The sequence below is a fragment of the Salipaludibacillus sp. CUR1 genome, assembly GCF_021028955.1.
Taxonomy (GTDB): domain Bacteria; phylum Bacillota; class Bacilli; order Bacillales; family Salisediminibacteriaceae; genus Salipaludibacillus.
In genome coordinates this window covers 123,898-149,597 of the sequence record NZ_JAIWPE010000025.1, presented here as the reverse complement: position 1 = coordinate 149,597, position 25,700 = coordinate 123,898, and the positions used below count along the sequence as shown (strand labels likewise).

The following is a 25,700-nucleotide window of genomic DNA, read 5'->3' as shown; positions in this document are numbered from 1 at the left end:
CCTTAGCAGGCATTCGCCTGAAAGACTGCCCTTAATACTTTTCTAAATAAGAAATCCGGACAAGATTTTAAAAATTTTGTCCGGATTTCTTAATGGATCTATTCTTTTTTCCTGATGTTTTCTTTTTAGCGAGGATTCGTTCTAACCTCTGCCTCTTACCTCATGACGGTTCCTCCCGATATTTTCATCGATTCACCGACAATATTTTCTGCCGCAGGGCTTAACAGGAAAAGGATGCTGTTAGCAACTTCAAGTGGCTGAGTAATTCGTCCGGAAGGAAGGCCTTTATTAACAACCGCTAACTGTTCATCATAACTTCTTCCTGCTTTATCCGCTTTTTTAGAAATAATTTCCCTTGCCATTGCTGTATCGACAAATCCGGGGCAAACAGCATTAACCCTGATATTATGTTCAATTGCTTCTAAAGCAAAAGACTGGGTAAATCCGGTGATGGCAAACTTAGACGCACTATATGCGGTATTTCCGTATGTGCCTCTCAGCCCTGAGAGGGAGGACAGGTTGACGATGGCGCCACTCTTCCGTTTTTTCATATGTCTGTAAACCAGTTGGGTTAGCATTACTGTTGATGTGTAATTGAGTTCCATAACCAGTCTCAAGTCGTTTTCTTTTAAATCTTCTACGGTGTCTCCGCCGGTAATACCTGCTGAGTTAACCAGCCCATCAATTGACCCTTGGACGTTAACCGCTTTATCAATCAGCTGTTTACGGTCGTATTCATTTGTCAGATCGGCCGTAACTGCGAGAACATTTACGTCAGTATCCGGCAGTCTGCATTTGTTTTTGATATTTTCCAGTTTCTCTTTGTTACGTCCTGTAAGCGTCAGACTGGCTCCGTACTTTACAGCTTCATAAGCCAGCTCTTCACCGATGCCTCCAGTAGCGCCGGTAATAAGTATATGTTTTCCTTTAAATGCTTCACGGTTAAAGATAGTCATCTAATAACCTCCTTATGAGTTTGTTTTAAATGTACCCTCTTACCATTTAAAAAAACTGCAGGATTTCTTTTACTTTTCGCTCAGTCGTTTTTTCTTGAGGAGAAAGTGGATCAGCATAAAAACAAGGTACGCTAAAATGGCAAAAATAATCCAGTTGGAATATTCAATTGCAGCATTATAACGTGTAACTACAATTAACGATAATAAAAGAGCCGTAATAATGGTTCCGTACTTAGGGATTGGCACATCTTTAAGACTTGGAATCTTCAGCCTGCTTACCATAAGGACACACAGTAAGGTGTAAATAGCGGAAACAGCTGCTTCAGGGACTACAAAATTAAAAATAGTTAATAGAGCAATAATACCGCCAGCAGCCGTGATAGGAACCCCTGTAAAATACTTTTTCACCGACGTTTCTTCATCGATATTAAACCTTGCCAGTCTTATAGCCCCAAACACAGGAAACATCCCGGCTATAACCAAACCGGTCATTCCCATGTAAGAGAAAGTTGTTCCGAACATAAGTATGGCAGGAGCGACACCAAAAGTAACAATATCGGCTAATGAATCCAGCTCTTTTCCAAAAGGGCTTTCTGCGCCCAGCTTCCTTGCCATCCAGCCATCCATACTGTCAAGCATCATACCTACAAGAATAAATATGGCCGCATTTTGATAGTCCCCCAGAAATGACGAGCCGATAGATAAAAAACCGAAAATGAGGTTAGCCATCGTAATACCGTTCGGGATGTTTCTTTTAATTAGAATCAAATTATCACTTCCTTATTTTATTTATAAGCCTCCTTATAACTCTTCCTTTAAGATCAGAGGCAGACGCCGGAGGATGAAAAATCTTAAAGACGGGTGACGGCCAATTCCTTCTCATAAAAATAGTAATAAGTAAGGCAAGTATTAATGCCCTATCATTTAAATACTGCTGAAAAATAATGGAATCTATTATGTAAATAGCAATATTCTGCACCCTTTAAATTATATCGTTTCGTATAAAGTTATACAATTATGAGTGTTATAATTTACCTGTAACTGTTTCATTTCGTAAACTGCAGACAGCTTTTAGTTATGTAAAGGTTAAGGAGCAAAACTTCATAATAGAAAGTTTTACAAAAAGGAGAGAAAGCGGGATGCCAAATCTGAAAAGAAAGTCACTTCATAAGAGAGAGGGTGGTGCCGTTTTAATTACGGCAGCCGTTTTAGCAGGTATATCACTACTTTGGGGGCTGATCTACCTGTTTCCGGTTTCTGAGAGGCCTGAACACACATTTTTTCAATCTGAAGAGCCGCTGGTTATTGCACATCAGGGAGGAGAGCACCTTGCTCCCTCAAATACATTAGAAGCATTCAGCCAGGCTGAAGAGCTGGGAGTAGATGTGATTGAATTTGATATTCATATGACAAAAGACGGCCATCTTGTTGCTATTCATGATGATTCAGTAGACAGGACGACAGACGGGGAAGGGAAGGTCAATAATCTGACTCTCGAGGAGATACAGAGCCTTGATGCAGGACATTACTTCAGGGATCTGGAGGGGGAATACAGTTATCGGGGACAAGGCGTTTTTATTCCTACAGTGGAACAGATATTTAACGATATTCAGGATATGGATTGGAATATTGAAATTAAAGCTACTAATGATCCAGCTTTATATGAAGAGATATCCAGCCAGTTGTGGAGCCTTATTAAAGAATACGGGCTGAAGGAAAGAGTATTAATTGCTTCTTTTGATCAGCAAATTATTGATAAAATAATTGACATATCCGAAGGAGAAGCCCTTGTTAGCGGTGGGCGCCAGGAAGTAACAAGATTTGTTATCTTCCATAAATTATTTCTTAATAGTTTATACGTTCCAAAAGTGGATGCGATACAAATTCCCGTTGAAGAAAGTATCTTTAATTTGAAAGACAATAAGCTGATTCAAGGAGCAAGAAGCAGAAACATGGATGTCTATTACTGGACGATTAATGATCAGGAAGAAATGGAAGAACTTATTGATCTGGGAGCAGACGGAATAGTTACCGACCGGCCGGATCTTATGATTGAACTCATAAAAAGGGATTAACACTGTGGCACTCTACAGTTCATACACAATATGATAGAATAAATTTAAACTACACAATCTATGGAGGGTAAAAATGAGAAGAGACAGAGACCCATCAAAAATGAAATTGTTTACACTCAATTCAAACGCACCTTTAGCTAAGGAAATTGCAGATCATATTGGACTTGATCTGGGTAAAAGCTCTATCAAAAGGTTTAGTGATGGAGAAGTGCAAATTAATATTGAAGAGACCGCGAGAGGTTTTGATACATATTTAATACAATCTACTTCTGAACCAGGAAATGAATATTTGATGGAACTTCTCATTATGATAGATGCATTGAAGCGGGCGTCAGCGAGAACTATCAACGTGGTAATGCCTTATTACGGCTATGCCAGGCAGGATCGGAAGGCCCGTTCCCGGGAGCCTATTACAGCTAAATTAATTGCGAACTTACTGCAGTCAGCAGGGGCTACCAGAGTAATTTCAGTCGATATGCATGCTCCTCAGGTTCAAGGATTTTTTAATATTCCTGTCGATCAGTTAAAAGCTAATGCTCTTCTGTCCGACTATTTTATTAAAAAGGAATTTAAGGATGTCGTCGTTATAGCTCCTGAAAATGCTGGGACAGCAAGAGCCAGAGCATTAGCTAATAAACTCGATGCCCCGATTGCCTTTCTTGATAAGCAAAGAAATTCAGACCCTGAAGCCGTCCACGGCATCAATGTTATTGGAGAAATTGAAGGGAAAACCGCAATTATTATTGATGATATGATCGACACGGCGAGAACGGTAACTTCTGGTTCGTTGGCGCTGATCAAGCATGGAGCCAAAGAAGTATATGCCTGCTGCACCCATGGTGTCCTGTCAGAACCAGCTGTAGAAAGAATCAGGGAATCAGATTTGAAAGAAGTCGTTATTACTAATTCAATTTATCAGACCGAAGAAAGAAGAGACGAGAAAATTATCTCTCTTTCAATAGGCCCGTTACTGGCTGAAGGGATTATGAGAGTGCAGAATAACGAGTCGGTGAGCACATTATTTGAGTAAAGCAGAAAAGAAGCCCCCGGGAAAAGAAAACACAGCGTCCACCTACTGTTGGACTATATCTGTATTTTTATAATAAAGACATCCGAACAATGATTGTTCGGATGTCTTTTGGTTATTCTTCTTTTGTCGTTGCCTACGTTTTCTATATCGTTATGCTCCCGCCTGAGCGTTTTTTTCTTCCTCTTTTTCCTGTTGTCTTTTCTTTTTAAATTTCTTTGTTTCATTGACTACTACACCCGAGAGAAGGAGAAGCGCCACCAAGTTAGGAAAGGCCATTAATCCGTTCATAACGTCCGCAAAACCCCATACAACATCAAGGGAGACGACAGCACCAATGAATAAGGCAGCTACAAAAGCTATTCGGTAAGGGATAGATGCGGTTCCGCCGAATAAATAAGTGAAACATTTTTCCCCGAAATATGACCATCCGATAATCGTGGAAAATACAAAGAACAATAAAGCCAGAGCAACGATGTAACCACCGACTCCCGGCAGATACTGCTCGAAAGCTGCTGAAGTTAATTGGGCTGAACTGTCAAAATCGTCTGCCCGCAAGTACATCTGGCTCATAACGAGCGCCAAGCCTGTAATTGTACAAACAATGATTGTGTCAATGAACACCTGCGTCATAGATACTAACGCCTGTCTTGCCGGCATATCCGTTTTAGCAGCGGCTGCCGCTATACCACCCGTACCAAGTCCGGCTTCGTTGGAGAAGATGCCCCGGGCTACGCCTTGCTGAATTACGGCGCCGACTGCCCCGCCTGCAGCTGCCTGGCCTGTAAACGCATCTGAGAAAATCAGCCCAAATGCGCTTGGCACATCGGCAACATTTAAAATTACGATAAGGAGCCCTGCTCCGATATAAAATACAATCATAACAGGGACGATAATGCCCACAACTTTACCAATACTTCTGATCCCGCCAAGGATAACTAATCCTACTAAGACGGAGAGAAACGCGCCTGTTACCCAAACGGGGATATTAAAATTCTGACTGGCAACCCCGGCAGCTTCGTGTGATTGGACCATGTTTCCTATCCCGAAAGCTGCGACAGCAGCAAAGGCCGCAAATATTACAGCCAGCCACTTCATGTTAAGTCCTTTTTCAATATAATACATAGGACCGCCGGACATTTCTCCGCGTTCATTTTTGACACGATAGTGGACGCCCAGGATGGCTTCACTGTATTTAGTAGCCATTCCTACGAAAGCTGTAATCCACATCCAGAAAACCGCACCCGGCCCGCCGACTGCCACAGCCGAGGCGACCCCTGCGATGTTCCCTGTACCAACTGTAGCTGCCAAGGCAGTCATTAACGCCTGAAAATGACTGATATCTCCCTGGGATTTAGTATCTTTCTTTTTAAATACTAAAGATAAGGCATACGGGAGCTGCTGGAAGGAAAAGAACGCTAGTCTGAAAGTTAAATAAAGTCCTGTACCAACTAACAAGATGATGAGCGGGAGCCCCCAAACAAGGCCGCTCACTTGATTAATAATATTCTCTACTGTTTCCACTGTCACCTCTCCTTTTTGTCTGGTATGTATTACCTGAATATAGAGAATATTCTATCACAAGATTCGGGAAAATGAGATTGTTTTTTTACAATAGCACTGATTTTCTTTAATCATTTTATTTGTTTCAGTTTAATTTAATTGTATTTAAGGGAATATGGAAAGGAAAACGAGCGGGGGGGAGACAATGCCTAAGTCAAAATGGTTTTTATTTTTATACAGTGTAGTTCTTATATTAGTAGCAGTAAATCTGGCTAACCAGGTTCCTTTTATTTTTCACCCGATAAGTGTAGCTTTTAGTACACTCACTCCTATTTTAATAGTCGCAGGTGTGTTGTTTTATATCATTCGGCCCCTTGTAAGGCTGATGGAAAAGGTAATGCCCCACACCCTGTCTATTGCAGTCATATTTTTGCTGTTTGCTGGTATTGCGGCCACACTCATTACGTTTGTAGGTCCTATTCTTGTTTCTCAGATAAACCAGTTTATAGAGAATATTCCTGGATTCGTTGATGAGATGGAAGGGTGGCTGAACGACCTTATGGAGACGGAGTGGGTGAACAGGCTGCAAAATGAAGAGGCCCTTCAGAATTTTGAGCCCTCAGCCATTGCGGATAATTTTTCTAATATCCTTGCAAATATGGGAGGAAATATTCTCAGTTTTTTCGGAATGCTGTTTAGTCTGGCAACCTTGCTGGTTGTTTTGCCATTTGTTTTGTTTTTCCTTTTAAAAGACGGCAATAAACTGCCTGGCAATATTACTCGCTTTTTACCTGAGGAACAAACTCAGGAAGGCAATAAAATTATGAAAGATATGGATGAGACCTTGAGTGCCTATATTCAGGGGCAGGCAATTGTAAGTGTATTTGTAGGTGTTCTTTCTTTGATTGCTTATTTAATTATTGGTCTGGATTACGCGCTTATATTAGCGCTGATTGCCATGTTCACAAATTTAATTCCGTTTATTGGACCATTTATTGGTACTATTCCAGCAGTTTTTGTTGCTTTTTTTACCGAGCCTATGATGGCAGTGTGGGTAATCTTAGCAATTATTGTTATTCAGCAGCTTGAGAGTAATTTAATTTCCCCTAATGTGATGGGGCACAAATTAAACATCCATCCTTTAACCATTATTCTGCTTTTAATATTAGCGGGAAACCTTGCTGGACTGGTTGGTTTAATACTTGCGATTCCATTTTATGCAGTTACAAAGGCTATTGTAAAAAATGTTTACAGATTGTTAAGACTGCGTTATCCCAATCTGAAATAGCTTAGAGGAAGAAACGGACTTTTGCTTATTTAAAAAATAGTGAAAAGTTATAAAAGACTAGGACAAAAGAATAGTAATCATAAAGAAAGCCGAACAAATCTTATGATTTTTGTTCGGTTTTTCGCTTATGTACTTAACTCTGATAAATAGTAATGGCAGTCATTTCAGTCCGCCAGGCGGGCGCTTGCCCAGGGGCTTGTCCTTTTAATCTGCCGGTTCACTCTCGGCGAAGGCTTACCCGAGGGCGTCGCCGCCTTTCCTCGACAATCTGAAAACACTGCCAAAAGGCAGTGTTTTTTAATCGGCTTTCAACAGGCTTTTAGCGTGCTCAACCTGTTCTTCTGTTGGTGATTCAATTCCTTCAAGAGGGTAGGTGAACCCAAGCTCTTTCCACTTGTATACGCCCATTTTATGATAAGGAAGAACTTCTACTTTTTCTACATTAGTAAGAGACGAAATAAAGTGGTGTAACTTTATAAGATCATTATCATTATCAGAAATACCAGGGACAAGTACATGGCGAATCCATACAGGGACCTGTTTGTCTGACAGTTTTCTTGCAAATTCTAATATATGTTTATTCGAAACGCCGGTTAACTGGCGGTGTTTTTGATCATCAATCTGCTTTAAGTCAACTAGGAAAAGATCTGTATAAGAGCAAAGTTCATCAAACTTTTTCTGAAAGGTGGCATTTGAAGAGTAACAGCCGCCTGAACTATCCACGGTTGTATGGATACCAAGTTTTCTGCATTCTTTAAATAATTCAATTAAAAAATCCATTTGAAGAAGAGGTTCCCCTCCGCTTACGGTGACACCGCCTTTTGAATGTTTCATATAAGGCACATATTTCTTTATATCAGTCATTAAAGAGTCGACACTTTTTACTTCTCCGCCATCCCGGTCCCATGAATCAGGATTGTGGCAGTATTGACAACGAAGCAGGCATCCTTGAGTAAAGATAACATAACGGATCCCCGGTCCGTCTACCATGCCTGATGTTTCTACTGAATGAATTCGTCCTTCCATACAAATGACCCCCTAAAAATGGGGAAGCACCGGCAGACTGCTCTGCAGATGCTTCCAGTAAGTTACGTTACATTACATTGATTCGTGGAATGTCCTGTTAATGACATCAATTTGCTGCTCACGAGTCAATTTTATAAAGTTTACCGCATAACCGGACACACGGATAGTCAGCTGCGGATATTCTTCAGGGCGTTCCATAGCATCAAGAAGAGTTTCACGGTTAAACACATTAATGTTTAAATGGTGTCCTTGTTTTTCAGTATATCCGTCCAGAATAGCGGCTAAGTTGGCTTTTTGAACGTCTTCTTCTTTACCGAGTGCTTTCGGCACAATAGAGAAGGTGTTTGAAATACCGTCCAGTGAATACTTATAAGGCATTTTAGCAACAGAGTTCAAGGAAGCTAGTGCGCCTTTTTTATCTCTTCCGTGAAGCGGGTTGGCTCCAGGTGCAAACGGCTCGCCGTCTTTACGACCGTCAGGTGTATTCCCGGTTTTCTTTCCGTAAACAACATTGGAAGTAATGGTCAGTATAGACATAGTTGTTTCAGCATTTCGGTAAGTGCCGTGTTTTTTCAGCATGTCAGAGAATTTCATTACTAATTCCTTAGCAATATTATCTACACGGTCATCGTCATTTCCGTATTGAGGATATTCGCCTTCGACTTCATAATCTACTGCGAGACCATCTTCGTCACGGATCACTTTCACTCTGCTGTGTTTAATGGCGCTTAAGGAATCAGCAGCAACTGAAAGTCCGGCAATCCCTGTTGCCATCGTCCGGCGTACTTCTTTGTCATGCAGAGCCATTTCAATTCTTTCGTAGCTGTATTTGTCGTGCATGAAGTGAATGATGTTTAGCGTGTTGATGTAAAGGCCTGCAAGCCATTCCATAACCGTATCAAAGTTTTTGACGACATCTTCATAGTCTAGATACTCTGAAGTTAGCGGCTCTAACCCTGGTGTAACTTTTATCTTTGCTTTTTCATCCACTCCGCCGTTGATAGCGTATAGCAGAGCTTTAGCCAGGTTGGCGCGGGCACCGAAGAACTGCATTTGTTTCCCGATTTCCATAGCTGATACGCAACATGCAATTCCGTAATCATCACCGTATTCAGGACGCATAATTTCATCATTTTCATATTGGACAGAGCTTGTTTCTATAGACATTTTAGAGCAGTAGTGCTTAAAAGGCTCCGGCAGGTCAGGCGACCACAAAACTGTTAAGTTTGGTTCTGGGGCAGGGCCAAGGTTGTTTAACGTATGAAGAAATCTGAAAGAACTCTTAGTGACGAGCGGACGGCCGTCAACGCCGATTCCTCCGATTGATTCAGTAACCCATGTCGGATCACCGCTAAAGAGATCGTTATACTCAGGTGTACGGGCAAACTTAACTAAACGGAGTTTCATAACAAAGTGGTCAACGAGTTCCTGAGCGTCCTTTTCAGTTAAAGTCCCATTAGCGAGATCACGCTCAATGTAGATATCAAGGAAAGTTGATACCCGTCCTAAGCTCATTGCTGCACCGTTTTGTTCCTTAATAGCTGCCAGATACCCCAGGTAAAGCCATTGGAATGCTTCTGTTGCATTTTTGGCAGGTTCGGATATATCAAAGCCGTAAATTGTACCCAGCTCTTTTAGTTCTTGTAATGCCCGGATTTGTTCTGCAATTTCTTCTCTTAACCGGATTACTTCTTCAGACATTTCTCCAGTAAGGCTGTTTAATTCTTCTTTTTTGCCTTCAATAAGTTTGTTCACACCGTATAGAGCCACACGGCGGTAGTCGCCGATAATGCGGCCGCGTCCATAAGCGTCAGGCAGCCCAGTAATAATACCTACTTTTCTTGCCAGCTTCATTTCAGGAGTGTAAGCATCAAATACGCCCTGGTTATGCGTTTTACGGTAATCGGTAAAAATTTTCTCAGTATTTTCGTTTAATTCATATCCGTAAGATTCCAAAGCTGCTTTTGCCATGCGGATTCCGCCATAAGGCTGCATAGAACGTTTGAAAGGAACATCTGTCTGTACCCCGACTACTTTTTCCTGTGTTTTATTTAAATAGCCAGCTTTGTGGGAAGTAATAGTGGATACGATCTCAGTATCAAGATCATAGACACCGCCTCTTTCACGCTCTTCCTTAGTAAGGTTCATCACTTGTTTCCATAAGTCGGAAGTAGCGTCAGTTGCTTCTTGTAAAAATCTCTCATCTCCGTCATAAAGAGTGTAATTAGTTTGAATAAAGTCGCGAACGTCAATCTCTTTTTCCCAGTTTCCGCCGCTGAAGTTCATCCAGGCGGGTTGATTCACTTTCTCCATTGTTTTACCCATGATTAACGCCTCCGTATAATAAAATTTAAGGGTTTTCAAACAGTTTTAAAAATGTGAATATGTTCACATTGCTCTACTACCTTCAGTATAAAATTAAAAGACCTTATCAACAATAGGGAATTGTGACACTTCTATGAAAATATAACAGACCCCGATTTATTGTGTAACAGGTTTGATTTGTTTAGTGTGAGAAAAGATTAATCGTTAAAAGGAAAGCGTTAGGTACGGATGATTATAATAAGTGTAGTTGAATGTGCAGAATGAATGTGAGTGTAACAGTTTGCAGGATTGGTAGTGGGACACATTACTGAAGCCATTATATTACTGAAGGAAAAAAGAATTTTTCCCCGAATTTAGTTAAGTGTGATTAATAACAAAAGTAAGCTGTATCAAAAAATATAGGAAAGGAGGATTATAATATGAACAATTATGATAAAGATTTTTATTTTGAATTAAAAGATAGATTAATTAAAAAGCTTCCAGAGCCTGAAAAATCAATTTATGCTTATTTCCGGCAGGTCGAAAAATCAAATCTTCGTGAGTCCGGAAAATTAGTAATTAATGGTAAAACTCCTGTTCAGTCGACTGCTGATCATTTTATGATGGAAGAGGAAGAAATAAAAAAAATCTGCCGGCAGGCTTCTTTAAAGCTTGCAGAGTGGTCTAAATAACTTCTCATTCTTCCTGTCAAGCCACAGAGCACAGCTGGGTGACCTGTATATTTTAAGTTTTCCTCCCTTAGAGGTTTGGGCATACATTCCACTTATTACCTGAAAAGGATTTTTCTAAACAAAAACCCCCACTTATAAAGTGGGGGTTGCTGTTATACTGCTGATGAAAAAATTTTATGCCGGATGGCATTGTAGACCTTTTGAGACTCATCCGGGGTAAGAGGAACCATAGGCAGACGGACGGACCCCACTTTAATTCCGCTCATTTCTAAAGCAGCCTTAACAGGGGCAGGGCTAGGTGCGCTGAACATGGCGTTCATAACAGGTACCAGCTCTCTGTGAATAGAAGCAGCATATTGCGGCTGCCCGTTCTGGTGGGCTGTTACCATAGCTTTCATTTCATTGCCTATAATATGTGAGGCAACTGAAACAACACCGTTCCCGCCGATCGAAAGGATTGGAAGAGTCAAGGAATCATCGCCGCTGTAGAGTGTAAAGTCTTCCGGCGTATTCTGGATAATTTCTGACATGGCATCCAGATCACCGCTGGCTTCTTTTATAGATACAATGTTGGAAATTTCCGATAACCGGACCACTGTTTCGGGAAGAAGGTTAACGACACTTCTACCAGGTACATTATATAACATAACAGGTAAGTGGGTAGACTCAGCAATAGCTTTAAAATGCTGATACATCCCTTCCTGATTCGGCTTATTATAATAAGGTGTGGCGAGCATGACGCCGTCTACACCAGCCTGGGTAGCGAGACGTGTCAGTTCAATGGCAGCCCGTGTACTGTTTGTACCCGAGCCCGCCAGAACCGGCGCCCGGCCGTCAGCTGTCTCGACAGCAAACCTGTAAAGCTCAGCTTTCTCCTGAATCGACAGGGTAGGGGTTTCACCTGTTGTACCGGCTACTACAATTCCGTCAGAGCCATTTTCCAATAAATGATTAATTAATTCCTTAGTTGCCTGAAAATCGACATTACCATCCTGGTCAAATGGTGTGACCATAGCTGTTAAAACTTGTCCGAAATTCATGTAAATCACCTCTATTCGAAATATTTGCCACCAGTATCCGGTGACGCTAAGTTCCTGAATAGAGCTAAATCGCATGAAGAACCGTTTATACAAATTAAAAAGCACCAACGAAGGGCTCGTTGCTGCGTGGAAGTGTTTAAAACGGTCATCCAGCGTGAGATAGCCCTCCATATAGCCCGTTGGCTATACGACAGTTCTGCATCTATTTGATCACAGACCCAACAGCAAACAAATGAGCCGCCTGCTGCTTCGGCAAATTCCCCTTTCTATGCCTTTCACTGGACCTCATTATCCTCCCGGCATGTACTAATGGCCTTTGCACCTCTAAACTCACTTCAAAAGTATTGAAGTAAATATATGAACTTTGACTTCACTCTACCAAAGTTCCTCACGATTTGCAATACATTTTCCCCCCCGGGAGTCCTTAAGGTTAATAAAGGGAATGCAGGTTTGTTAATAACTTAATTTATTACCGCTGTTTCCTATTTGAGGTTTCGCCAAACATCCGGCCCTTATTCCATTAAATGTTTAAAATTAAAGAGTTTGGGAATAGACAATCAGCATAAAATTGATTTGTATAAAGGGTGATAACTAATGACTTTAAAGGCACTGTATTTAAATACGTCTTTAAAAACAAGTGATGAGAAATCGAACACGAGCGGTTTAATTCAGGAATCAGCTAAAATACTGGAGAATGAAGGGGTGAAGACAGAGGAAATCAGAGCCGCTGATTATAATATCCCCTTTGGCATGGAACCGGATATGGGAGAAGGGGATGAGTGGCCCAAGCTTTTCGAAAAAATAAAAGAGGCTGACATCTTTGTCATAGGCTCTCCTGTATGGGAAGGACAATTGAGCAGTATAACCAAACTGGTATTGGAAAAGCTGGATGCAAGCAGCAGTGAAACGAATGAGAAAGGCCAGCCGGTTTACTACAATACGGTAGCCGGAGCTATTGTGACAGGGAATGAAGATGGCGGGAAACAGACAGCTATGCCGGTCATTTTTGTACTTCAGCATCTTGGTTTTACGATTCCTCCTAATGCCGAAGCCTACTGGGTAGGAGAAGCAGGGCCAGGTCCTTCATATCTGGAAGCCGGACAGAACAGCGAGTTCACTCAGAAAAACGTAACAATGATGAGCCATAACCTCGTTCATATGTCCCGAATCTTAAAGGAAAATCCTATCCCGGCTAAAGGTAATACACAGTAATTGCTGAATATTAAACACAGGAAAAAGGAATGCTCCTCACGTGAGGAGTCATTCCTTTTTTGGTTTGTATCAGCCTCTCTTAGCTAGTCATCTTCACTATTATTAACAAAATGAGGAGGCTCTTCTTCTTCAAGGTCTCTTGCTTCTTCAATCTTCCCGGAGTTTTTTCTTCTGTTTACAGTGCCGCCTCCAAGCCCTTCATTGATCATACGGTCCACATCGTTAAAGAAGTCTTTTTCAGCTGTATTACTTTTATCGAATTCAGACTTACTTGTTTTTTTCATATATAAGCTCCTTAATAATTATTTTAAGCTTTATCGTTAACGGGAAGGTTTTTAGACTTCGAAATAGTAATTCTTTCTTCACCTTGTGCCGGCTGCACAGCTTCTTTTCCTTTTTGAATATTCCGCTTGGATTTTGATTTTTTGCTCACAGTCCCATCGCCTCCTTTTTGGTCAGTATTTTTAATATTAACTGCTGAGGTTTAAAATATTTATTCAGAAGAGACGGTTAGGTAACTTCCACCCGGTCGGGGCGTGAGCGTTGAGACTGGCTGGCTTGTCTTGTAAAATAAACAATTACATATAATTTTTAAGGAAAAGAGGGCCCTTATGAAATCATACATTGTTATAGGAGGAGGCATTCTTGGCGCTTCAACTGCTTTTCATCTTGCAAAACAAGGATGCCGTGTGACGTTAATTGACCGGCACGATCATGGTCAGGCGACTGATGCTGGAGCAGGCATTATTTGTCCCTGGTTATCACAAAGGCGTAATAAAGCCTGGTACCGGCTGGTTAAAGGCGGGGCAAAATTTTACCCAGGGCTTATTAAAGAACTGGAGGAGCTTGGAGAGTCTAATACGGGGTATGCCCGCGTGGGAGCTCTCACCCTTCATCATGATGAAACAAAACTTGATAAGATCGAGGAGCGGGCCTACAAACGCCGGGAAGATGCGCCTGAAATTGGCGATATTAAACGGATGACTTCAGCAGAGACAAAAGCTTACTTTCCCCCTCTCGCCGACGGATACGGAAGCGTTTATGTAAGCGGAGGTGCAAGGGTGAACGGAAGAGCTCTCCGGGATTCACTTATCAATGCCTCAAAAAAACTCGGCGTCCGGATAATAAAAGGCAACGCCTCGCTTATTATGGAAAATAACAGAGCTGCAGGAGCAGAAGTTAATGGAGAAATAGTAGAAGCAGACGCAGTGGTAGCTGCATCCGGAGCATGGGCTGACGAGCTCCTTAAGCCGATAGGCTTGAATTTCTCAGTAAAGCCGCAAAAAGGCCAGATTGTCCATTTAAAGATGAAGAATACAAATAATGAGAGGTGGCCTGTGGTCATCCCGCCTGGCGATTATTATATTTTAAGTTTCGGAAACGGGCGTATTGTCGCCGGGGCAACGCGGGAAGACGATACAGGATTTGATAATACACTGACAGTCGGCGCACTTCAGAAAGTGTTTAACGAAGCTTTAGCTGTTGCCCCTGGTCTTGCAAAAAGTGCCTATGTAGAAGCGCGGGTAGGGTTCCGTCCATTTACACCAGGCTTTTTACCTGTTGCCGGTCCAGTGCCTGGGACAAAGGGGCTGTTTGCTGCTAACGGCCTGGGTGCTTCAGGGCTGACGTCAGGCCCTTACTTAGGTTCACAGCTGGCGGATCTGGTAGTGGGAAAAACAGTCGAATTGGATCTAAATGATTATAACATTAATGAAGCAATTGAGCGGGAACATCCTGACGGTTAAAATGCTGATACAAAGAAAATGTTCCTGCAGATTAAACTGGAGTCAAAAAGGTTATATATAAACTAAATAACTTTAAAGGAGTCACCAAAGACATGCCTGCAAATTTACTATTAAAAATTGGCCTATTTGTTTTTCTTATTGGAACAGTTTTTTACATTAACCATTACCATATAAATATTGATCCAATGAGAATTCAAGCAGCTGTTTTATCGTTTGGAATCTGGGCTCCGTTAATCTATATTTTACTTTTCAGTTTAAGGCCTTTTGTGTTATTCCCGGCCTCAGTGTTTGCTGTAGCTGGAGGATTGGCGTTCGGGCCTTTTCTGGGTCCTGTCGTCACATATGCCGGCTCGCTTACGGGGGCAATCCTTTCATTTCTCCTCGTAAGAAGGCTCGGCAGCCGTTTTATTCAGAAAAGCTGGAGAGGGCGCGGAAAACATATCCAGAAAAAAATAGAGGACAACGGCTTTTTTTATATCACTGCTTTAAGAATCATTCCAGTCATTAATTTTGATTTTGTAAGTTACTTGTCTGCTTTATCCCGGATTCCTTTTAATAAATATTTAGCGGGCACTATGGTCGGGATTATTCCCGGGACGCTGGCGTTTAATTTTCTGGGCGCCTCTTTTGCAGAGTTAAATGCACGGATGCTTGCAGTTACAGCTCTTTTATTTGCTGTTTTTCTGGGTCTTCCGGCGATCGTCCTTAGACTTTTAAAGAAAAAAAATATAGATGTCGATTTTACGGCAAATGATAAACAAGTATAGTTTTCTGCTGTTTTTTACGTTAACTTAAGGCGGTGAGACGTTGGAAAAGTATGATGTAGCCATAATAGGAGGCGGGGTAGGAGGGCTGACGCTGGCCCTCAAACTCGTCCAGGCGGACGTACGGGTACTCGTAGTTGAAAAAGCTAAACAACCGGGGAAAATTTATAAAGGTGAACTTCTGCAGCCTAAATCATTAGAAATTTTCAAAGAGATGGGGATTGCGGACAGGATAGTGGAAGCAAGTTTCTCACTCCCGACAATTCATACTTATGAAATGACTGAGACTAAAGACGGGACTCTTAAAGAAGACCTTTATATACCTTTACATTATAACCGGCTGAGCAGTTCCTTCCCTGAGGCAAGAATGATTCCACATGAAAAATTGAAAGAGATAGTAATCCGAGAAGCTGAAAAATACACTGCTTTTAAATATTGGAACCCTGCAACGTTCCAAACCTTTACAGCAAAGGAGGAGCGTAAGAAACGTTTTCAAAAAGCCAAAATTGCATATGAGGGAGAAGAAGTAGAAGTCGAGGCACGTTTTTTTGTAGGGGCTGAAGGACGATCTTCTTTGCTTAGGAAAGCAATGAATCAGCATGTGATAACGACCCAGTATAACCATCAGTTCCTTACAGTCACCTTTCCGAGACCAAAAGATTTCACTGAAGCTAAAATGTATGCTACCCATGACTCCTTTATCGGTTTATTTCCTCTTCCTGAAGATCAAGTCCGCAGTGTTATGCTCATAAAACCCGGACAGTATAAAGAAATGAAAAAGAAGGGGCTCCACACTTTTTATGAACCTTTTGAACGTTTTGAACCGGGATTAAAAGGGTATCCCGAAAATATACAAAGTTGGAAAGAGATTCAATTAATGATTCCTATCCGGCATAATATACCTAATTATGTAAAAGGAAATGCCGTCATTATTGGTGATGCTGCCCATACAGTGCATCCGATGGCCGGTGAAGGGATGAATCTGGCTATACAGGACGGAGCTGTATTAGGCGAACTGTTTGTCTGGATGTTTAGAGAAGCCCGTTTGGATCCTGCCAATCTAAGAAAGTTTGAAAAAGTAAGAAAGAAACGGGCAGACAGGCTGTCCCGGCTTAGCCATCTTTCGGCTTTAGCTTATTCCTGGCCTTATAAATGGGTCCAGCGCGGAAGGATGTTTGCGTTAAAAAGGCTTGAAAGACACCCGGTGCTGCATTATAAACATATGCTTAATATTTCCGGAATAGGCTGGTGGCCATACAGTGTACTGGATGGATTAAGATTTTTAGGCCCGGGCAAGGTATTTTCCAGAAAACGTTTTGAGAAAAAAAGTGAAAAGATGCTTTTCTCCTATAAAAATGATTATCCGTGGCATTTTAAAAATGAGGAAAGAAGCCAATCAAAGGAGTGACGGAAATGAAATTAAATATTCCCCGACTTATTCTGCTCGGTAAAGGGGCAACAATGGTCTACAGATTTATTAAAAGAAGAAAAACAAGGAGATAACTATACATCCTTTAATAGTCAGTCAGAGGCAGCTGGTTTAACCAGCTGCCTTTTTTATGGTTATGGAAATCTGTGGCCCAGACAGAGGAAGGCAGCATCAGCGTGAAAACAATTCATTCGGCGGTTTTGGGCTTTTTATTTTGAGTATGGATTAAGTGATGGTGAAGGTCCTCAAATAAATCCTGGAGAGCTATCAGTTCATAGAACAGTATAATTTTTTCACTTAACTGATGCTCGTAATTATACTTTTTAACCGGCCCGGAAATAGAAAATTCGTAACGTAAATGATTATTAAGCTCATCTACTAGCCTGATGTAATCATCTTTTAAAGGTTCGTCCATGTGGGACAGCATATGGCTGATTTCTTCCCGGGTGAGCTTGATTAATCTTCTTTCATATTCGGACAGATCCATTGTCTTAGGCAAAAAGTGTAAATTTCCAAGATGTAAACCTGCCCGCTGAAGGTAATCGGCTGTTTTTTTCAATTTGACCAGCTCGCGGAATTTTGTAATCTTAAACCGGTGATATTTAAGCTCTTTTCTCTGATATTCAATAAGCTGCTGCGTATGTGAAAGTTCCCGTTTTAGTAAATCATAAGGACTGGCGGCAAAGGTACTTTGCCGGATATGTTCTTTGTTATTAATTATTTCGTCGAGGGTCCCGGATAAAATCTTTTCCATGTTTTTAATATGGCTTTTGTGCCGCTGCTTAATTTTTGGTAAATAATCAGCAGGCAGAATCAGCACGTTGACAGACGTGGAAACAAGAAGCCCAATTGACGTCGTTCCCAGGCGGATAAGGAAAGAATAAAATAAATCCCCGTGCAAATCAGGAATCATAGCGACCGCAGTTAAAGCAGCTACCAATGTCCCGGAATGGAGCTTTAATTTCTGGCAGAAAATAATGGTTAAAGAACCTGCTAGAGTGTAAGATAAAGGGCTTTCTCCAAATAAATACACAGAGCCGGCTGCCAGGCCGGCGCCGATGGCTGAGGCAGGAAACCGTTCCATCCCTTTTCTTATCGAATCGTGTGTCGTCGGTTCCACGGTTACAATCGCAGTAATCACTGCAAAAATAGCCGGAAGACCCAGAGCAAGGCAAATGAGTGAAGTAATAAAAATGGCAATAGCTGTTTTGATAATTCTTCTGCCTATGGTTCCTTTTCTAATTATTTTCAATTTCAATGTGAGTCACTCCGAATCTGTGTAATCATCAGTCTGATTGTATCATGGAAAGAACTATCTATATTAGTTCCTGATTTTTTGATACAATGACAAGTACGAACGTATGATTGTATATTTTACATTTAAAGCTTAGAGGTGAACAAGATGGCTATTAATTTTGTGACAGGACGGGCAGGAAGCGGTAAAACGACCCGCATTGAAAAGGAAATTCTTGAATTGGCGAGGGCAGACCCGCAGGGGGCTCCTGTCATATATCTTGTGCCTGACCAGATGACATTCCAGGTAGAAAGAAACCTGATAAAGAAATTTGGACGCGGGATGACTCGTGTTCAGGTGCTGAGTTTTTCACGGCTTGCCTTGCGTGTACTTCAGGAAGTTGGAGGGATTTCCCGTTATCATATTGAAAAGACCGGGATCCATATGCTCATACGGAAAATAATTGAACGGAACAAAGACAGTTTTCTAATGTTTCAAAAAACGTCTGCAAGACCTGGTTTTGTGGAAAAAATGGAACAGACTATCACAGAGATGAAACGCTATCAGATAGATGCTGAAACACTTCAGGAAGAAATTAATTCTTTGGAAAATGAAGAAGAACGTTCAGCCTCCGGCAAGATGATGCTTGATAAGCTCGTTGATATCCATATCATATTATCACGTCTGGAAAAAGAGCTGGCTGATAAATACGTGGGTTCTGAAGACTACCTCCAATTGCTTGCAGAAAAACTGCCTGAGTCTGGAAACCTGAACGGCACTGCTTTTTATATTGATGGATTTTACAGCTTCACTCCTGTGGAGATGAATGTATTGAGGGAGATATTTAAAATAGCGGAGGATGTCACTATTTCTCTCACATTGGACGAACCTAAAGCTCCCGGTCATATACTTCACCCGCTGGACTTATTCTATGAAACCGGCACTACATATCAGCAGCTGATTTTATTATGTGAAGACTGTAAACTAAGTGATTTTTCCACTGAGGTTCTTGATGCGGCTAAACGGTTTAAAACTAAAGGGCTGCAGCATCTGGAAGCCAACGGCGGAAGAAGGCCTGCCCCCTCCTCAGAAGACAGCGATGGCGTGAATCTCATAAGTGCCGTGCATAAGAGGGGAGAAGTGGAGCGAGTGGCACGGGAGATAACATCACTCGTTCGCTCCCGTAATTACCGTTATGGTGAGATTGCTATTTTGCTTAGGAACATGGGAGAATATGCCGATTATTTTGAAACAGTTTTCCGGGATGAAGGGATCCCGTTTTTTATGGATGAAAAACGTTCAGCCCTTAATCATCCACTAGTGGAATTTATCCGGTCAACACTTGAAATTATTCACCGTCACTGGCGTTATGAATCTGTTTTCAGGGCGTTGAAAACAGAATTTTTATTCCCTGAATCAGAAAATATCCGCGAGAAAGTTGACCAGCTGGAGAATTATGTTCTCGCTTATGGAATACAGGGTAAAAGATGGTACAGTGACGAGCGATGGACTTATCACCGGATGAAGACAACGGCAGAGTATGAAAGAGATAAGACGAAAGAAGAATATCTGTATGAAGAAGAGATTAACAGTTTAAGAGAAGATTTATTACGTCCAGTTTTTTTGTTCCAGAAGCGCCTTAAGAAATCAAGAACAGTCAAAGACTATTGCACCGATTTGTTTCAACTGCTGGAAGATATTAGGGCTGCTGAAAAACTCGAACGATTGAGAAATGAGGCTGCCGGTGATCAAAACTTAAGGGAAGCCCGGGAGCATGATCAGATGTGGGACGGAGTCATCCATCTGTTTGATCAAATGGTAGAAACGAGCGGGGATGAGCCGGTCAGCTTCGAATTATTTATGCAGATGATAGACACAGGTTTTGAAAGCATGAAATTTTCGATTATACCTCCAGCGTTTGACCAGGTCGTTGTAGCCAGTATGGAGACGTCAAGGTTATCCAATATCCGCTGTGCCTTTATTATGGGAGTCAATGATGGAGTGATCCCGGCAAAACCTGATGAAGGAAGAATGATTTCGGAAGAAGAACGTGAACTCTTGGAGGAGAAGGGGCTTGAGCTGGCCCCCGGTGCACAGCGCCAGTTATTAAATGAAAATTTTCTGATCTATATGGCCCAGTCGACCCCTTCTGAAAAACTTTATTTGACTTATCCGTTAGCAGATGAAGAGGGGCGGAGCCTGCAGCCTTCTATGATTTTAAACCAGCTTTATGACTTATTTCCTTCTTTGGAACAGGAATTCGCATGTGATACACCTGCGGATGCTGGAGAGTCAAATGAAATAGAGTTTATTAACCATCCGCAAAAAACTCTATCCTATTTAACTCAGCAATTGCAAGGCTGGAAACGAGGCTATCCTATTTCAAAAGTATGGTGGGATACCTATAACTGGTTTATTAATCAGCCTGTCTGGTCCGGCAAAGCAGAGCAAGTACTCCGAAGCCTTACCTATCATAATAAACCGGAACCTATCTCCCGGCAGCTGACTGAAAAATTATATGGAAAAAAACTTAAAACCAGTGTATCAAGAATGGAGCAGTTTAACGCATGTCCATTTTCGCAGTTTGCTAATTACGGATTGAAACTTAAAGAAAGAGAAACGTACAAACTCGAAGCTCCGGACATAGGGACACTTTTTCATGCGGCGCTGAAAGAAATGGCTGAAGCTTTGAGGGAGAAAGGGAAAGATTTCTCTCACTTGTCAAAACAGGAAGCCGCTCATATGGCTAAAACAATTGTAGACCAGCTGGCACCCAAAATTCAGAGGCAAATTCTTCTCAGCTCGAGCCGTTTCAACTATATCCAGCAGAAGCTTGAACAGGTTGTAGCACGTGCTTCAGCAGTACTTGCAGAGCAGGCGAAAAAAACCGGTTTTTCTCCTGCAGGACTGGAAGTCGGTTTTGGGCCTGACGAACAGCTGCCTCCGTTAACATTTCAGCTTGAAAACGGGTATACGGTGGAGCTTGCAGGAAGAATAGACCGTGTTGACAAAGCAGAGAGTGAAGAGGGTCTGTATGTCAGAATCCTTGATTATAAATCCAGTTCCAAAGACATTAATCTGGACGACGTTTATTATGGTCTGGCGATGCAAATGCTTATTTATTTGGATGTTGTTCTCAGTTTTGCTGGAGATTGGCTTGGGGCAGAAGTATCGCCGGCAGGCGTTCTTTACTTCCATGTCCACAATCCAATGATTCAGGCAGAGGAGAAACTTACAATTGAAGAAATAGAAGAAAAAATACTGAAGGAATTTAAAATGAAAGGGCTGCTGTCTTCTTCTTTAAATGCGCTTAAGCAAATGGATCTGACACTGGAACAAGGCCATTCAGACATTGTTCCTGCAGGATTAAAAAAAGACGGAAAGCCTTATGCAAATTCCAAGGTGATATCTCCTGGTGACTATGAAAATTTAAGGAGTCATTTAAGAAATCATGTCAAACAGATAGGCGAATCTATTTTAAATGGTAATATTGCTCTTACACCTTATAAAAAGAAACAGAAAATACCGTGTACCTTTTGTTCTTTCAAATCGTTTTGCCAATTTGATGCAAGTCTTGATTCAAATGATTACCGGCATCTGCCGGCTCAATCAAATGACGACATATTAAAAGTAATTCGGGGAGGAGGAGATGCAGATGAAAATGAAAGCTAAACCTGAAAACGTCACGTGGACTGATGAACAGTGGCAAGCAATTGCTGCTGAAGGAAACAATATTCTTGTGGCGGCAGCTGCCGGCAGTGGAAAGACTGCGGTGCTCGTTGAACGGATTATCAGGAAGATAGAAGATGCAGAGCATCCTGTTGATGTGGACAGACTTTTAGTTGTTACTTTTACTAATGCGGCAGCAGCTGAAATGAGACACAGGATTGGGGAAGCTCTCGAGAAAAAACTTGCCTCTGATCCCCGGTCCCTCCACTTGAGGAGGCAGCTCTCTATACTCCAGAGAGCAAATATTTCCACGCTCCATTCGTTTTGCATGAATGTGGTCCGTAAATATTATTATGAAGTGGACGTAGATCCAAATTTCCGCATCCTTGATCAAACGGAAGGCGAACTGATTAGAGAAGAAATGATAGATGACTTGTTTGAAGAAGAATACGGGAGAAAAGATAATCAGGCATTTTTTAATGTGGTTGACCAGTTCAGCGGTGACAGGTCTGATGATAAACTAAGGAATTTGATCCTTCATTTATATGATTTTTCCCGTTCCCATCCCGAGCCGTACCGGTGGCTTGATGAATTAGTCCATAATTATGAAGTGGAAGAGGCGGAGGCGTTAGCAGATCTGCCATGGGGAAAGGAAGCAGCCTCTCATGCTGATAAACAAATAAGAAACGCGGTTGAATTACTGGAGCAGGCCCTTAAACTTACAAAAGAACCCGACGGTCCGGCAAAGTATGCAGAAACGTTATTAAATGAAATCAGTCAACTCGAGCAGCTAAAGGGCAAAAATTCCTTGCACGAGTTATTTGAAGGCTTTCAGACGGTTAGTTTTGGCCGTATGCCGCCTATCGCAAAGAAGGAATTAGTAAATGAGACATTAAAGAACAAAGCCAAAGATCTGCGTGACCAGGCTAAAAAAACCGTAACTGATTGCAAGTCTGCGTTTTTCAGTCTTTCTCCCCATACAATTATAGAGGATATGAACAAAATGGCGCCGGGGATAAGAAAACTGACAAGCCTTGTGAAAGATTTTGCTTCCCGCTATATGAACGAGAAAAAAGAAAGAAGCGTACTGGATTTCAGCGACCTTGAGCACCTGTGCCTGGAAATTTTCACAAGCAAGGAGCGTTCGTCTGAACTGCTCCCATCAGGAGCAGCAAGAGAATATGCCCACTTCTTTAATGAAGTTCTTGTCGATGAATATCAGGATACAAACCTCGTTCAGGAAACCATCTTAACTTTGGTTTCAAAAGGGGATAATTTATTCATGGTAGGGGATGTGAAGCAGTCTATTTACCGGTTCAGACTCGCCGAGCCTTCTTTATTTATGAAAAAATATAAACATTTCACCCCTGCAGGAGAAGGGGAAGGAATGAAAATAGATTTGGCAAGGAATTTCCGAAGCCGTTCCCAAGTGCTGGACGGTACGAACTTTATTTTCCGCCAGGTGATGGATGAAGCAGTCGGGGAAATTGCTTATGATGAAGCAGCCGAGCTTAAATTGGGGAACCGGGATTATCCTGACCAGGAAGGGCTTGAACCAAACCTGCTGTTAATAAATAAGGGAGAGACAGGACTCTCTGCCCATGAAGAAACAGTTAACGATTCGGAAATGTCTATGGAAGAAGAACTTGAAACTTCACAGATGGAATCAAGAACATTGATTAAAGAAATAAAATCTCTAATTCATTCCCAATACCCTGTCTATGATAAAAACATGAAAAAGACACGGCCAGTAACATACAGGGACATGGTTATTCTTATGCGGTCTATGCCCTGGGCAGAAACGATGATGGAAGAATTCAAAAAAGCCGGGATACCCATATATGCTGAGCTTTCAACCGGGTATTTCGAAGCTGTAGAAGTGCGGATCATGATTTCATTATTAAAAATTATTGATAACCCTTATCAGGATATCCCGCTTGCTTCTGTTTTAAGGTCGCCGGTTATGAATATGACAGAAGAAGAGCTTGCATCGATCCGTCTGTTTGACCAGTCGGCATCATACTTTGACTGTCTAAAAACCGCCTCAACAGACATTAACGGGGATAGCGATTTAAGAACAAGGTGTGCTGATTTCTTGAGCCAGCTCAGTTCATGGAGGAAGAAAGCGCGGTCCGGTGCGCTGTCTGAATTGATATGGGACATTCTCCAGGAAACGGGTTTTTATACTTATGCAGGAGGCATGCCTGGAGGTAAGCAGCGGCAGGCTAATCTGCGAGCTCTTTATGACAGGGCACGTTCCTACGAAGCCACTTCCTTCCGTGGGCTTTTCAGATTTTTAAGGTTTATTGAACGGATGGAAGAACGTGGTGACGACCTCGGAACGGCGAGGGCATTAGGTGAGCAGGAAGACGTTGTAAGAATCATGACCGTGCATAAAAGTAAAGGCCTGGAATTCCCTGTCGTGTTTATTGCAGGAATGAACAAAGTGTTTAACAGGCAGGATATCCGAGGGGATTACCTCCTTCATAAGGAACTTGGCATAGGAACAAAACGTATTGATCCGGAGTTAAGAGTCGCTTATCCTACTCTTGCACAGCAAGTCATCAAAGAGAGGATTAAGGCAGAAACCCTTGCTGAAGAAATGAGAGTGCTGTATGTGGCTCTGACAAGGGCAAAAGAAAAGCTCTTTATTACGGGAACAGTAAAGGAATTTGAAAAGTCTCTTGAAAAGTGGACTGAATCGCTGACCCATAAAGACTGGACTTTGCCTGATATGGTACGAGAGAAAGCATCCAGCTTTTTAGACTGGGTGGCACCAAGTGTGTTCCGCCATAAGGAAGCAGCCTCTTTACTGGAATTGTACGGTATAAATACAGAAAGTCTGGCGGAACGAGTAGCGGAAGATCCTTCATCATGGAAGGTTAAGGTGTTGACTTTATCAGATTTGTACGAAGAGGAAAATACAGGACAGGCCGTTGATGAGGAAATAGAGAGAAACATCAGGGAACTGAAAGCAGTCCGGGAAGAGTCAGACTGTAAAGAAGAGGTGAATGCGAGGCTGGAGTGGCGGTACCCTTATACGGATGCAACGATGCATCAGGCTAAGCAGTCAGTGACCGAATTAAAGAGAGAGCTGGAAGATGAATACAGCGACCGGTCAATGGTTCCAGGTTTTCAGTCTAAATATGCTGACAGACCGAAATTTTTACAAAAAGATATCGTAAAACCTTCTGAAAAGGGGGTTATCATGCACACGGTCATGCAGCATATTTCATTATCCTCCCAACCAGCAGCGGAAACAGTAGAGAAAGAAGTGAATCAGCTCGTTAAGAAAGAAATTTTCACTCCTGAAGAAGCGGCGCATGTCAATATCGACTATATCGTCAGGTTTTTTGAATCAGACTTAGGCAAACAAGTGGTTGAATCAGGTGCCGTTTACAGGGAAATTCCATTCAGTTATTGCATGCCTGCCTCCGAAGCTTATTCCACCTGGAAGCAGAAAGATGAGGCAATGGTGTTTGTGCAGGGAATGATTGATGCCGTGTTCAGAGATTCAGATGGCGGGCTGATTTTACTTGATTACAAGACTGATAATATTCAGGACAGATTTCCTTTAGAAAGTAAGGAGACGATTACCAGCTATTTTAAAGAGACGTACCGTTTTCAATTGGAAGTGTACCGCCAGGCTCTCTCAGACAGCTGGGGTGAACCGGTAAAAGCATCCTATTTATATTTATTTGACGGCGACTATACAGTGGAGATGTAAGGAGAGCAG

19 protein-coding genes and 1 riboswitch are annotated in these 25,700 nt (G+C 41.9%); of the genes, 10 read left to right on the top strand and 9 right to left on the bottom strand.

What is annotated here, in order from left to right; all coding sequences use genetic code 11:
* Nucleotides 1-155: 155 nt before the first annotated feature.
* Both K8O68_RS06240 and pssA read right to left on the bottom strand, forming a co-directional pair.
* The gene (locus K8O68_RS06240; RefSeq protein WP_230896060.1) at nucleotides 156-956 is read right to left on the bottom strand and encodes an SDR family NAD(P)-dependent oxidoreductase; all 801 of its coding nucleotides are present in this window, start codon (nucleotides 954-956) and stop codon (nucleotides 156-158) included.
* A 69-nt stretch (nucleotides 957-1,025) separates the two neighbouring features.
* Nucleotides 1,026-1,685, bottom strand: a complete 660-nt coding sequence (gene pssA, locus K8O68_RS06235) for a CDP-diacylglycerol--serine O-phosphatidyltransferase (RefSeq protein WP_230896079.1) — start codon at nucleotides 1,683-1,685, stop codon at nucleotides 1,026-1,028.
* 410 nt (nucleotides 1,686-2,095) lie between these two features.
* On the opposite strand from pssA, the gene K8O68_RS06230 reads away from it, so the two are divergent.
* Together K8O68_RS06230 and K8O68_RS06225 are read left to right on the top strand one after the other, a co-directional pair.
* Nucleotides 2,096-3,031 (top strand): glycerophosphodiester phosphodiesterase family protein, encoded by a 936-nt coding sequence (locus K8O68_RS06230; RefSeq protein WP_230896059.1) that lies wholly within the window; start codon nucleotides 2,096-2,098, stop codon nucleotides 3,029-3,031.
* A gap of 73 nt (nucleotides 3,032-3,104) precedes the next feature.
* Nucleotides 3,105-4,061, top strand: coding sequence for a ribose-phosphate diphosphokinase (locus tag K8O68_RS06225; RefSeq protein WP_230896058.1), 957 nt, complete (start codon nucleotides 3,105-3,107; stop codon nucleotides 4,059-4,061).
* 150 nt (nucleotides 4,062-4,211) lie between these two features.
* Here the strand turns inward: K8O68_RS06225 and K8O68_RS06220 are convergent, their stop codons facing one another.
* Nucleotides 4,212-5,582 carry an alanine/glycine:cation symporter family protein gene (locus K8O68_RS06220; RefSeq protein ID WP_230896057.1) on the bottom strand — a complete coding sequence of 457 codons (1,371 nt, stop codon included), beginning with the start codon at nucleotides 5,580-5,582 and terminating at the stop codon, nucleotides 4,212-4,214.
* Nucleotides 5,583-5,766: 184 nt separating this feature from the next.
* Between K8O68_RS06220 and K8O68_RS06215 the strand changes: the two genes are divergently transcribed.
* The gene (locus K8O68_RS06215; RefSeq protein WP_230896056.1) at nucleotides 5,767-6,849 is read left to right on the top strand and encodes an AI-2E family transporter; all 1,083 of its coding nucleotides are present in this window, start codon (nucleotides 5,767-5,769) and stop codon (nucleotides 6,847-6,849) included.
* A gap of 297 nt (nucleotides 6,850-7,146) precedes the next feature.
* On the opposite strand, the gene pflA is transcribed toward K8O68_RS06215, so the two are convergent.
* Both pflA and pflB read right to left on the bottom strand, forming a co-directional pair.
* Nucleotides 7,147-7,875: a pyruvate formate-lyase-activating protein gene (gene pflA / locus K8O68_RS06210; protein WP_230896055.1), complete on the bottom strand. Its 729-nt coding sequence runs from the start codon at nucleotides 7,873-7,875 to the stop codon at nucleotides 7,147-7,149.
* 72 nt (nucleotides 7,876-7,947) lie between these two features.
* Nucleotides 7,948-10,200, bottom strand: coding sequence for a formate C-acetyltransferase (gene pflB / locus K8O68_RS06205; protein WP_230896054.1), 2,253 nt, complete (start codon nucleotides 10,198-10,200; stop codon nucleotides 7,948-7,950).
* A 419-nt stretch (nucleotides 10,201-10,619) separates the two neighbouring features.
* Between pflB and K8O68_RS06200 the strand changes: the two genes are divergently transcribed.
* Nucleotides 10,620-10,871: a hypothetical protein gene (locus K8O68_RS06200; RefSeq protein ID WP_230896053.1), complete on the top strand. Its 252-nt coding sequence runs from the start codon at nucleotides 10,620-10,622 to the stop codon at nucleotides 10,869-10,871.
* A 152-nt stretch (nucleotides 10,872-11,023) separates the two neighbouring features.
* Here the strand turns inward: K8O68_RS06200 and dapA are convergent, their stop codons facing one another.
* Nucleotides 11,024-11,911, bottom strand: coding sequence for a 4-hydroxy-tetrahydrodipicolinate synthase (dapA, locus tag K8O68_RS06195; protein ID WP_230896052.1), 888 nt, complete (start codon nucleotides 11,909-11,911; stop codon nucleotides 11,024-11,026).
* A 152-nt stretch (nucleotides 11,912-12,063) separates the two neighbouring features.
* Nucleotides 12,064-12,246: riboswitch (Lysine riboswitch) on the bottom strand.
* A gap of 259 nt (nucleotides 12,247-12,505) precedes the next feature.
* Between dapA and K8O68_RS06190 the strand changes: the two genes are divergently transcribed.
* Nucleotides 12,506-13,123, top strand: coding sequence for a flavodoxin family protein (locus K8O68_RS06190; protein WP_230896051.1), 618 nt, complete (start codon nucleotides 12,506-12,508; stop codon nucleotides 13,121-13,123).
* A gap of 83 nt (nucleotides 13,124-13,206) precedes the next feature.
* On the opposite strand, the gene K8O68_RS06185 is transcribed toward K8O68_RS06190, so the two are convergent.
* Both K8O68_RS06185 and K8O68_RS21395 read right to left on the bottom strand, forming a co-directional pair.
* Nucleotides 13,207-13,407 (bottom strand): hypothetical protein, encoded by a 201-nt coding sequence (locus tag K8O68_RS06185; RefSeq protein WP_230896050.1) that lies wholly within the window; start codon nucleotides 13,405-13,407, stop codon nucleotides 13,207-13,209.
* Between the two features lie 23 nt (nucleotides 13,408-13,430).
* Nucleotides 13,431-13,556, bottom strand: coding sequence for a hypothetical protein (locus K8O68_RS21395; protein WP_255717030.1), 126 nt, complete (start codon nucleotides 13,554-13,556; stop codon nucleotides 13,431-13,433).
* 178 nt (nucleotides 13,557-13,734) lie between these two features.
* On the opposite strand from K8O68_RS21395, the gene K8O68_RS06180 reads away from it, so the two are divergent.
* The 3 genes from K8O68_RS06180 to K8O68_RS06170 all read left to right on the top strand — a co-directional run bounded on the left by K8O68_RS06180 (nucleotide 13,735) and on the right by K8O68_RS06170 (nucleotide 17,040).
* Nucleotides 13,735-14,868, top strand: coding sequence for an NAD(P)/FAD-dependent oxidoreductase (locus K8O68_RS06180; protein ID WP_230896049.1), 1,134 nt, complete (start codon nucleotides 13,735-13,737; stop codon nucleotides 14,866-14,868).
* A gap of 92 nt (nucleotides 14,869-14,960) precedes the next feature.
* The gene (locus K8O68_RS06175; protein ID WP_230896048.1) at nucleotides 14,961-15,635 is read left to right on the top strand and encodes a TVP38/TMEM64 family protein; all 675 of its coding nucleotides are present in this window, start codon (nucleotides 14,961-14,963) and stop codon (nucleotides 15,633-15,635) included.
* Between the two features lie 40 nt (nucleotides 15,636-15,675).
* Nucleotides 15,676-17,040, top strand: coding sequence for an FAD-dependent oxidoreductase (locus tag K8O68_RS06170; RefSeq protein ID WP_230896047.1), 1,365 nt, complete (start codon nucleotides 15,676-15,678; stop codon nucleotides 17,038-17,040).
* 208 nt (nucleotides 17,041-17,248) lie between these two features.
* On the opposite strand, the gene K8O68_RS06165 is transcribed toward K8O68_RS06170, so the two are convergent.
* Nucleotides 17,249-18,319 (bottom strand): FUSC family protein, encoded by a 1,071-nt coding sequence (locus K8O68_RS06165; RefSeq protein ID WP_230896046.1) that lies wholly within the window; start codon nucleotides 18,317-18,319, stop codon nucleotides 17,249-17,251.
* 144 nt (nucleotides 18,320-18,463) lie between these two features.
* On the opposite strand from K8O68_RS06165, the gene addB reads away from it, so the two are divergent.
* Both addB and addA read left to right on the top strand, forming a co-directional pair.
* Nucleotides 18,464-21,967: a helicase-exonuclease AddAB subunit AddB gene (gene addB, locus K8O68_RS06160; protein ID WP_230896045.1), complete on the top strand. Its 3,504-nt coding sequence runs from the start codon at nucleotides 18,464-18,466 to the stop codon at nucleotides 21,965-21,967.
* Nucleotides 21,951-25,691 carry a helicase-exonuclease AddAB subunit AddA gene (gene addA / locus K8O68_RS06155; protein ID WP_230896044.1) on the top strand — a complete coding sequence of 1,247 codons (3,741 nt, stop codon included), beginning with the start codon at nucleotides 21,951-21,953 and terminating at the stop codon, nucleotides 25,689-25,691. Before addB ends, addA begins: the two co-directional genes overlap by 17 nt.
* Nucleotides 25,692-25,700: the final 9 nt, after the last annotated feature.

Excerpts from the sequence above, each read along its gene's own strand:
- pflB (WP_230896054.1), bottom strand. The coding sequence starts at position 10,200 with ATGGGTAAAACAATGGAGAAAGTGAATCAACCCGCCTGGATGAACTTC.
- dapA (WP_230896052.1), bottom strand. The coding sequence starts at position 11,911 with ATGAATTTCGGACAAGTTTTAACAGCTATGGTCACACCATTTGACCAG.
- pssA (WP_230896079.1), bottom strand. The coding sequence starts at position 1,685 with ATGGCTAACCTCATTTTCGGTTTTTTATCTATCGGCTCGTCATTTCTG.
- K8O68_RS06175 (WP_230896048.1), top strand. The coding sequence starts at position 14,961 with ATGCCTGCAAATTTACTATTAAAAATTGGCCTATTTGTTTTTCTTATT.
- K8O68_RS06185 (WP_230896050.1), bottom strand. The coding sequence starts at position 13,407 with ATGAAAAAAACAAGTAAGTCTGAATTCGATAAAAGTAATACAGCTGAA.
- K8O68_RS06190 (WP_230896051.1), top strand. The coding sequence starts at position 12,506 with ATGACTTTAAAGGCACTGTATTTAAATACGTCTTTAAAAACAAGTGAT.
- K8O68_RS06215 (WP_230896056.1), top strand. The coding sequence starts at position 5,767 with ATGCCTAAGTCAAAATGGTTTTTATTTTTATACAGTGTAGTTCTTATA.
- K8O68_RS06225 (WP_230896058.1), top strand. The coding sequence starts at position 3,105 with ATGAGAAGAGACAGAGACCCATCAAAAATGAAATTGTTTACACTCAAT.
- K8O68_RS06180 (WP_230896049.1), top strand. The coding sequence starts at position 13,735 with ATGAAATCATACATTGTTATAGGAGGAGGCATTCTTGGCGCTTCAACT.
- addA (WP_230896044.1), top strand. The coding sequence starts at position 21,951 with ATGAAAATGAAAGCTAAACCTGAAAACGTCACGTGGACTGATGAACAG.
- addB (WP_230896045.1), top strand. The coding sequence starts at position 18,464 with ATGGCTATTAATTTTGTGACAGGACGGGCAGGAAGCGGTAAAACGACC.
- K8O68_RS06230 (WP_230896059.1), top strand. The coding sequence starts at position 2,096 with ATGCCAAATCTGAAAAGAAAGTCACTTCATAAGAGAGAGGGTGGTGCC.
- pflA (WP_230896055.1), bottom strand. The coding sequence starts at position 7,875 with ATGGAAGGACGAATTCATTCAGTAGAAACATCAGGCATGGTAGACGGA.
- K8O68_RS06240 (WP_230896060.1), bottom strand. The coding sequence starts at position 956 with ATGACTATCTTTAACCGTGAAGCATTTAAAGGAAAACATATACTTATT.
- K8O68_RS06200 (WP_230896053.1), top strand. The coding sequence starts at position 10,620 with ATGAACAATTATGATAAAGATTTTTATTTTGAATTAAAAGATAGATTA.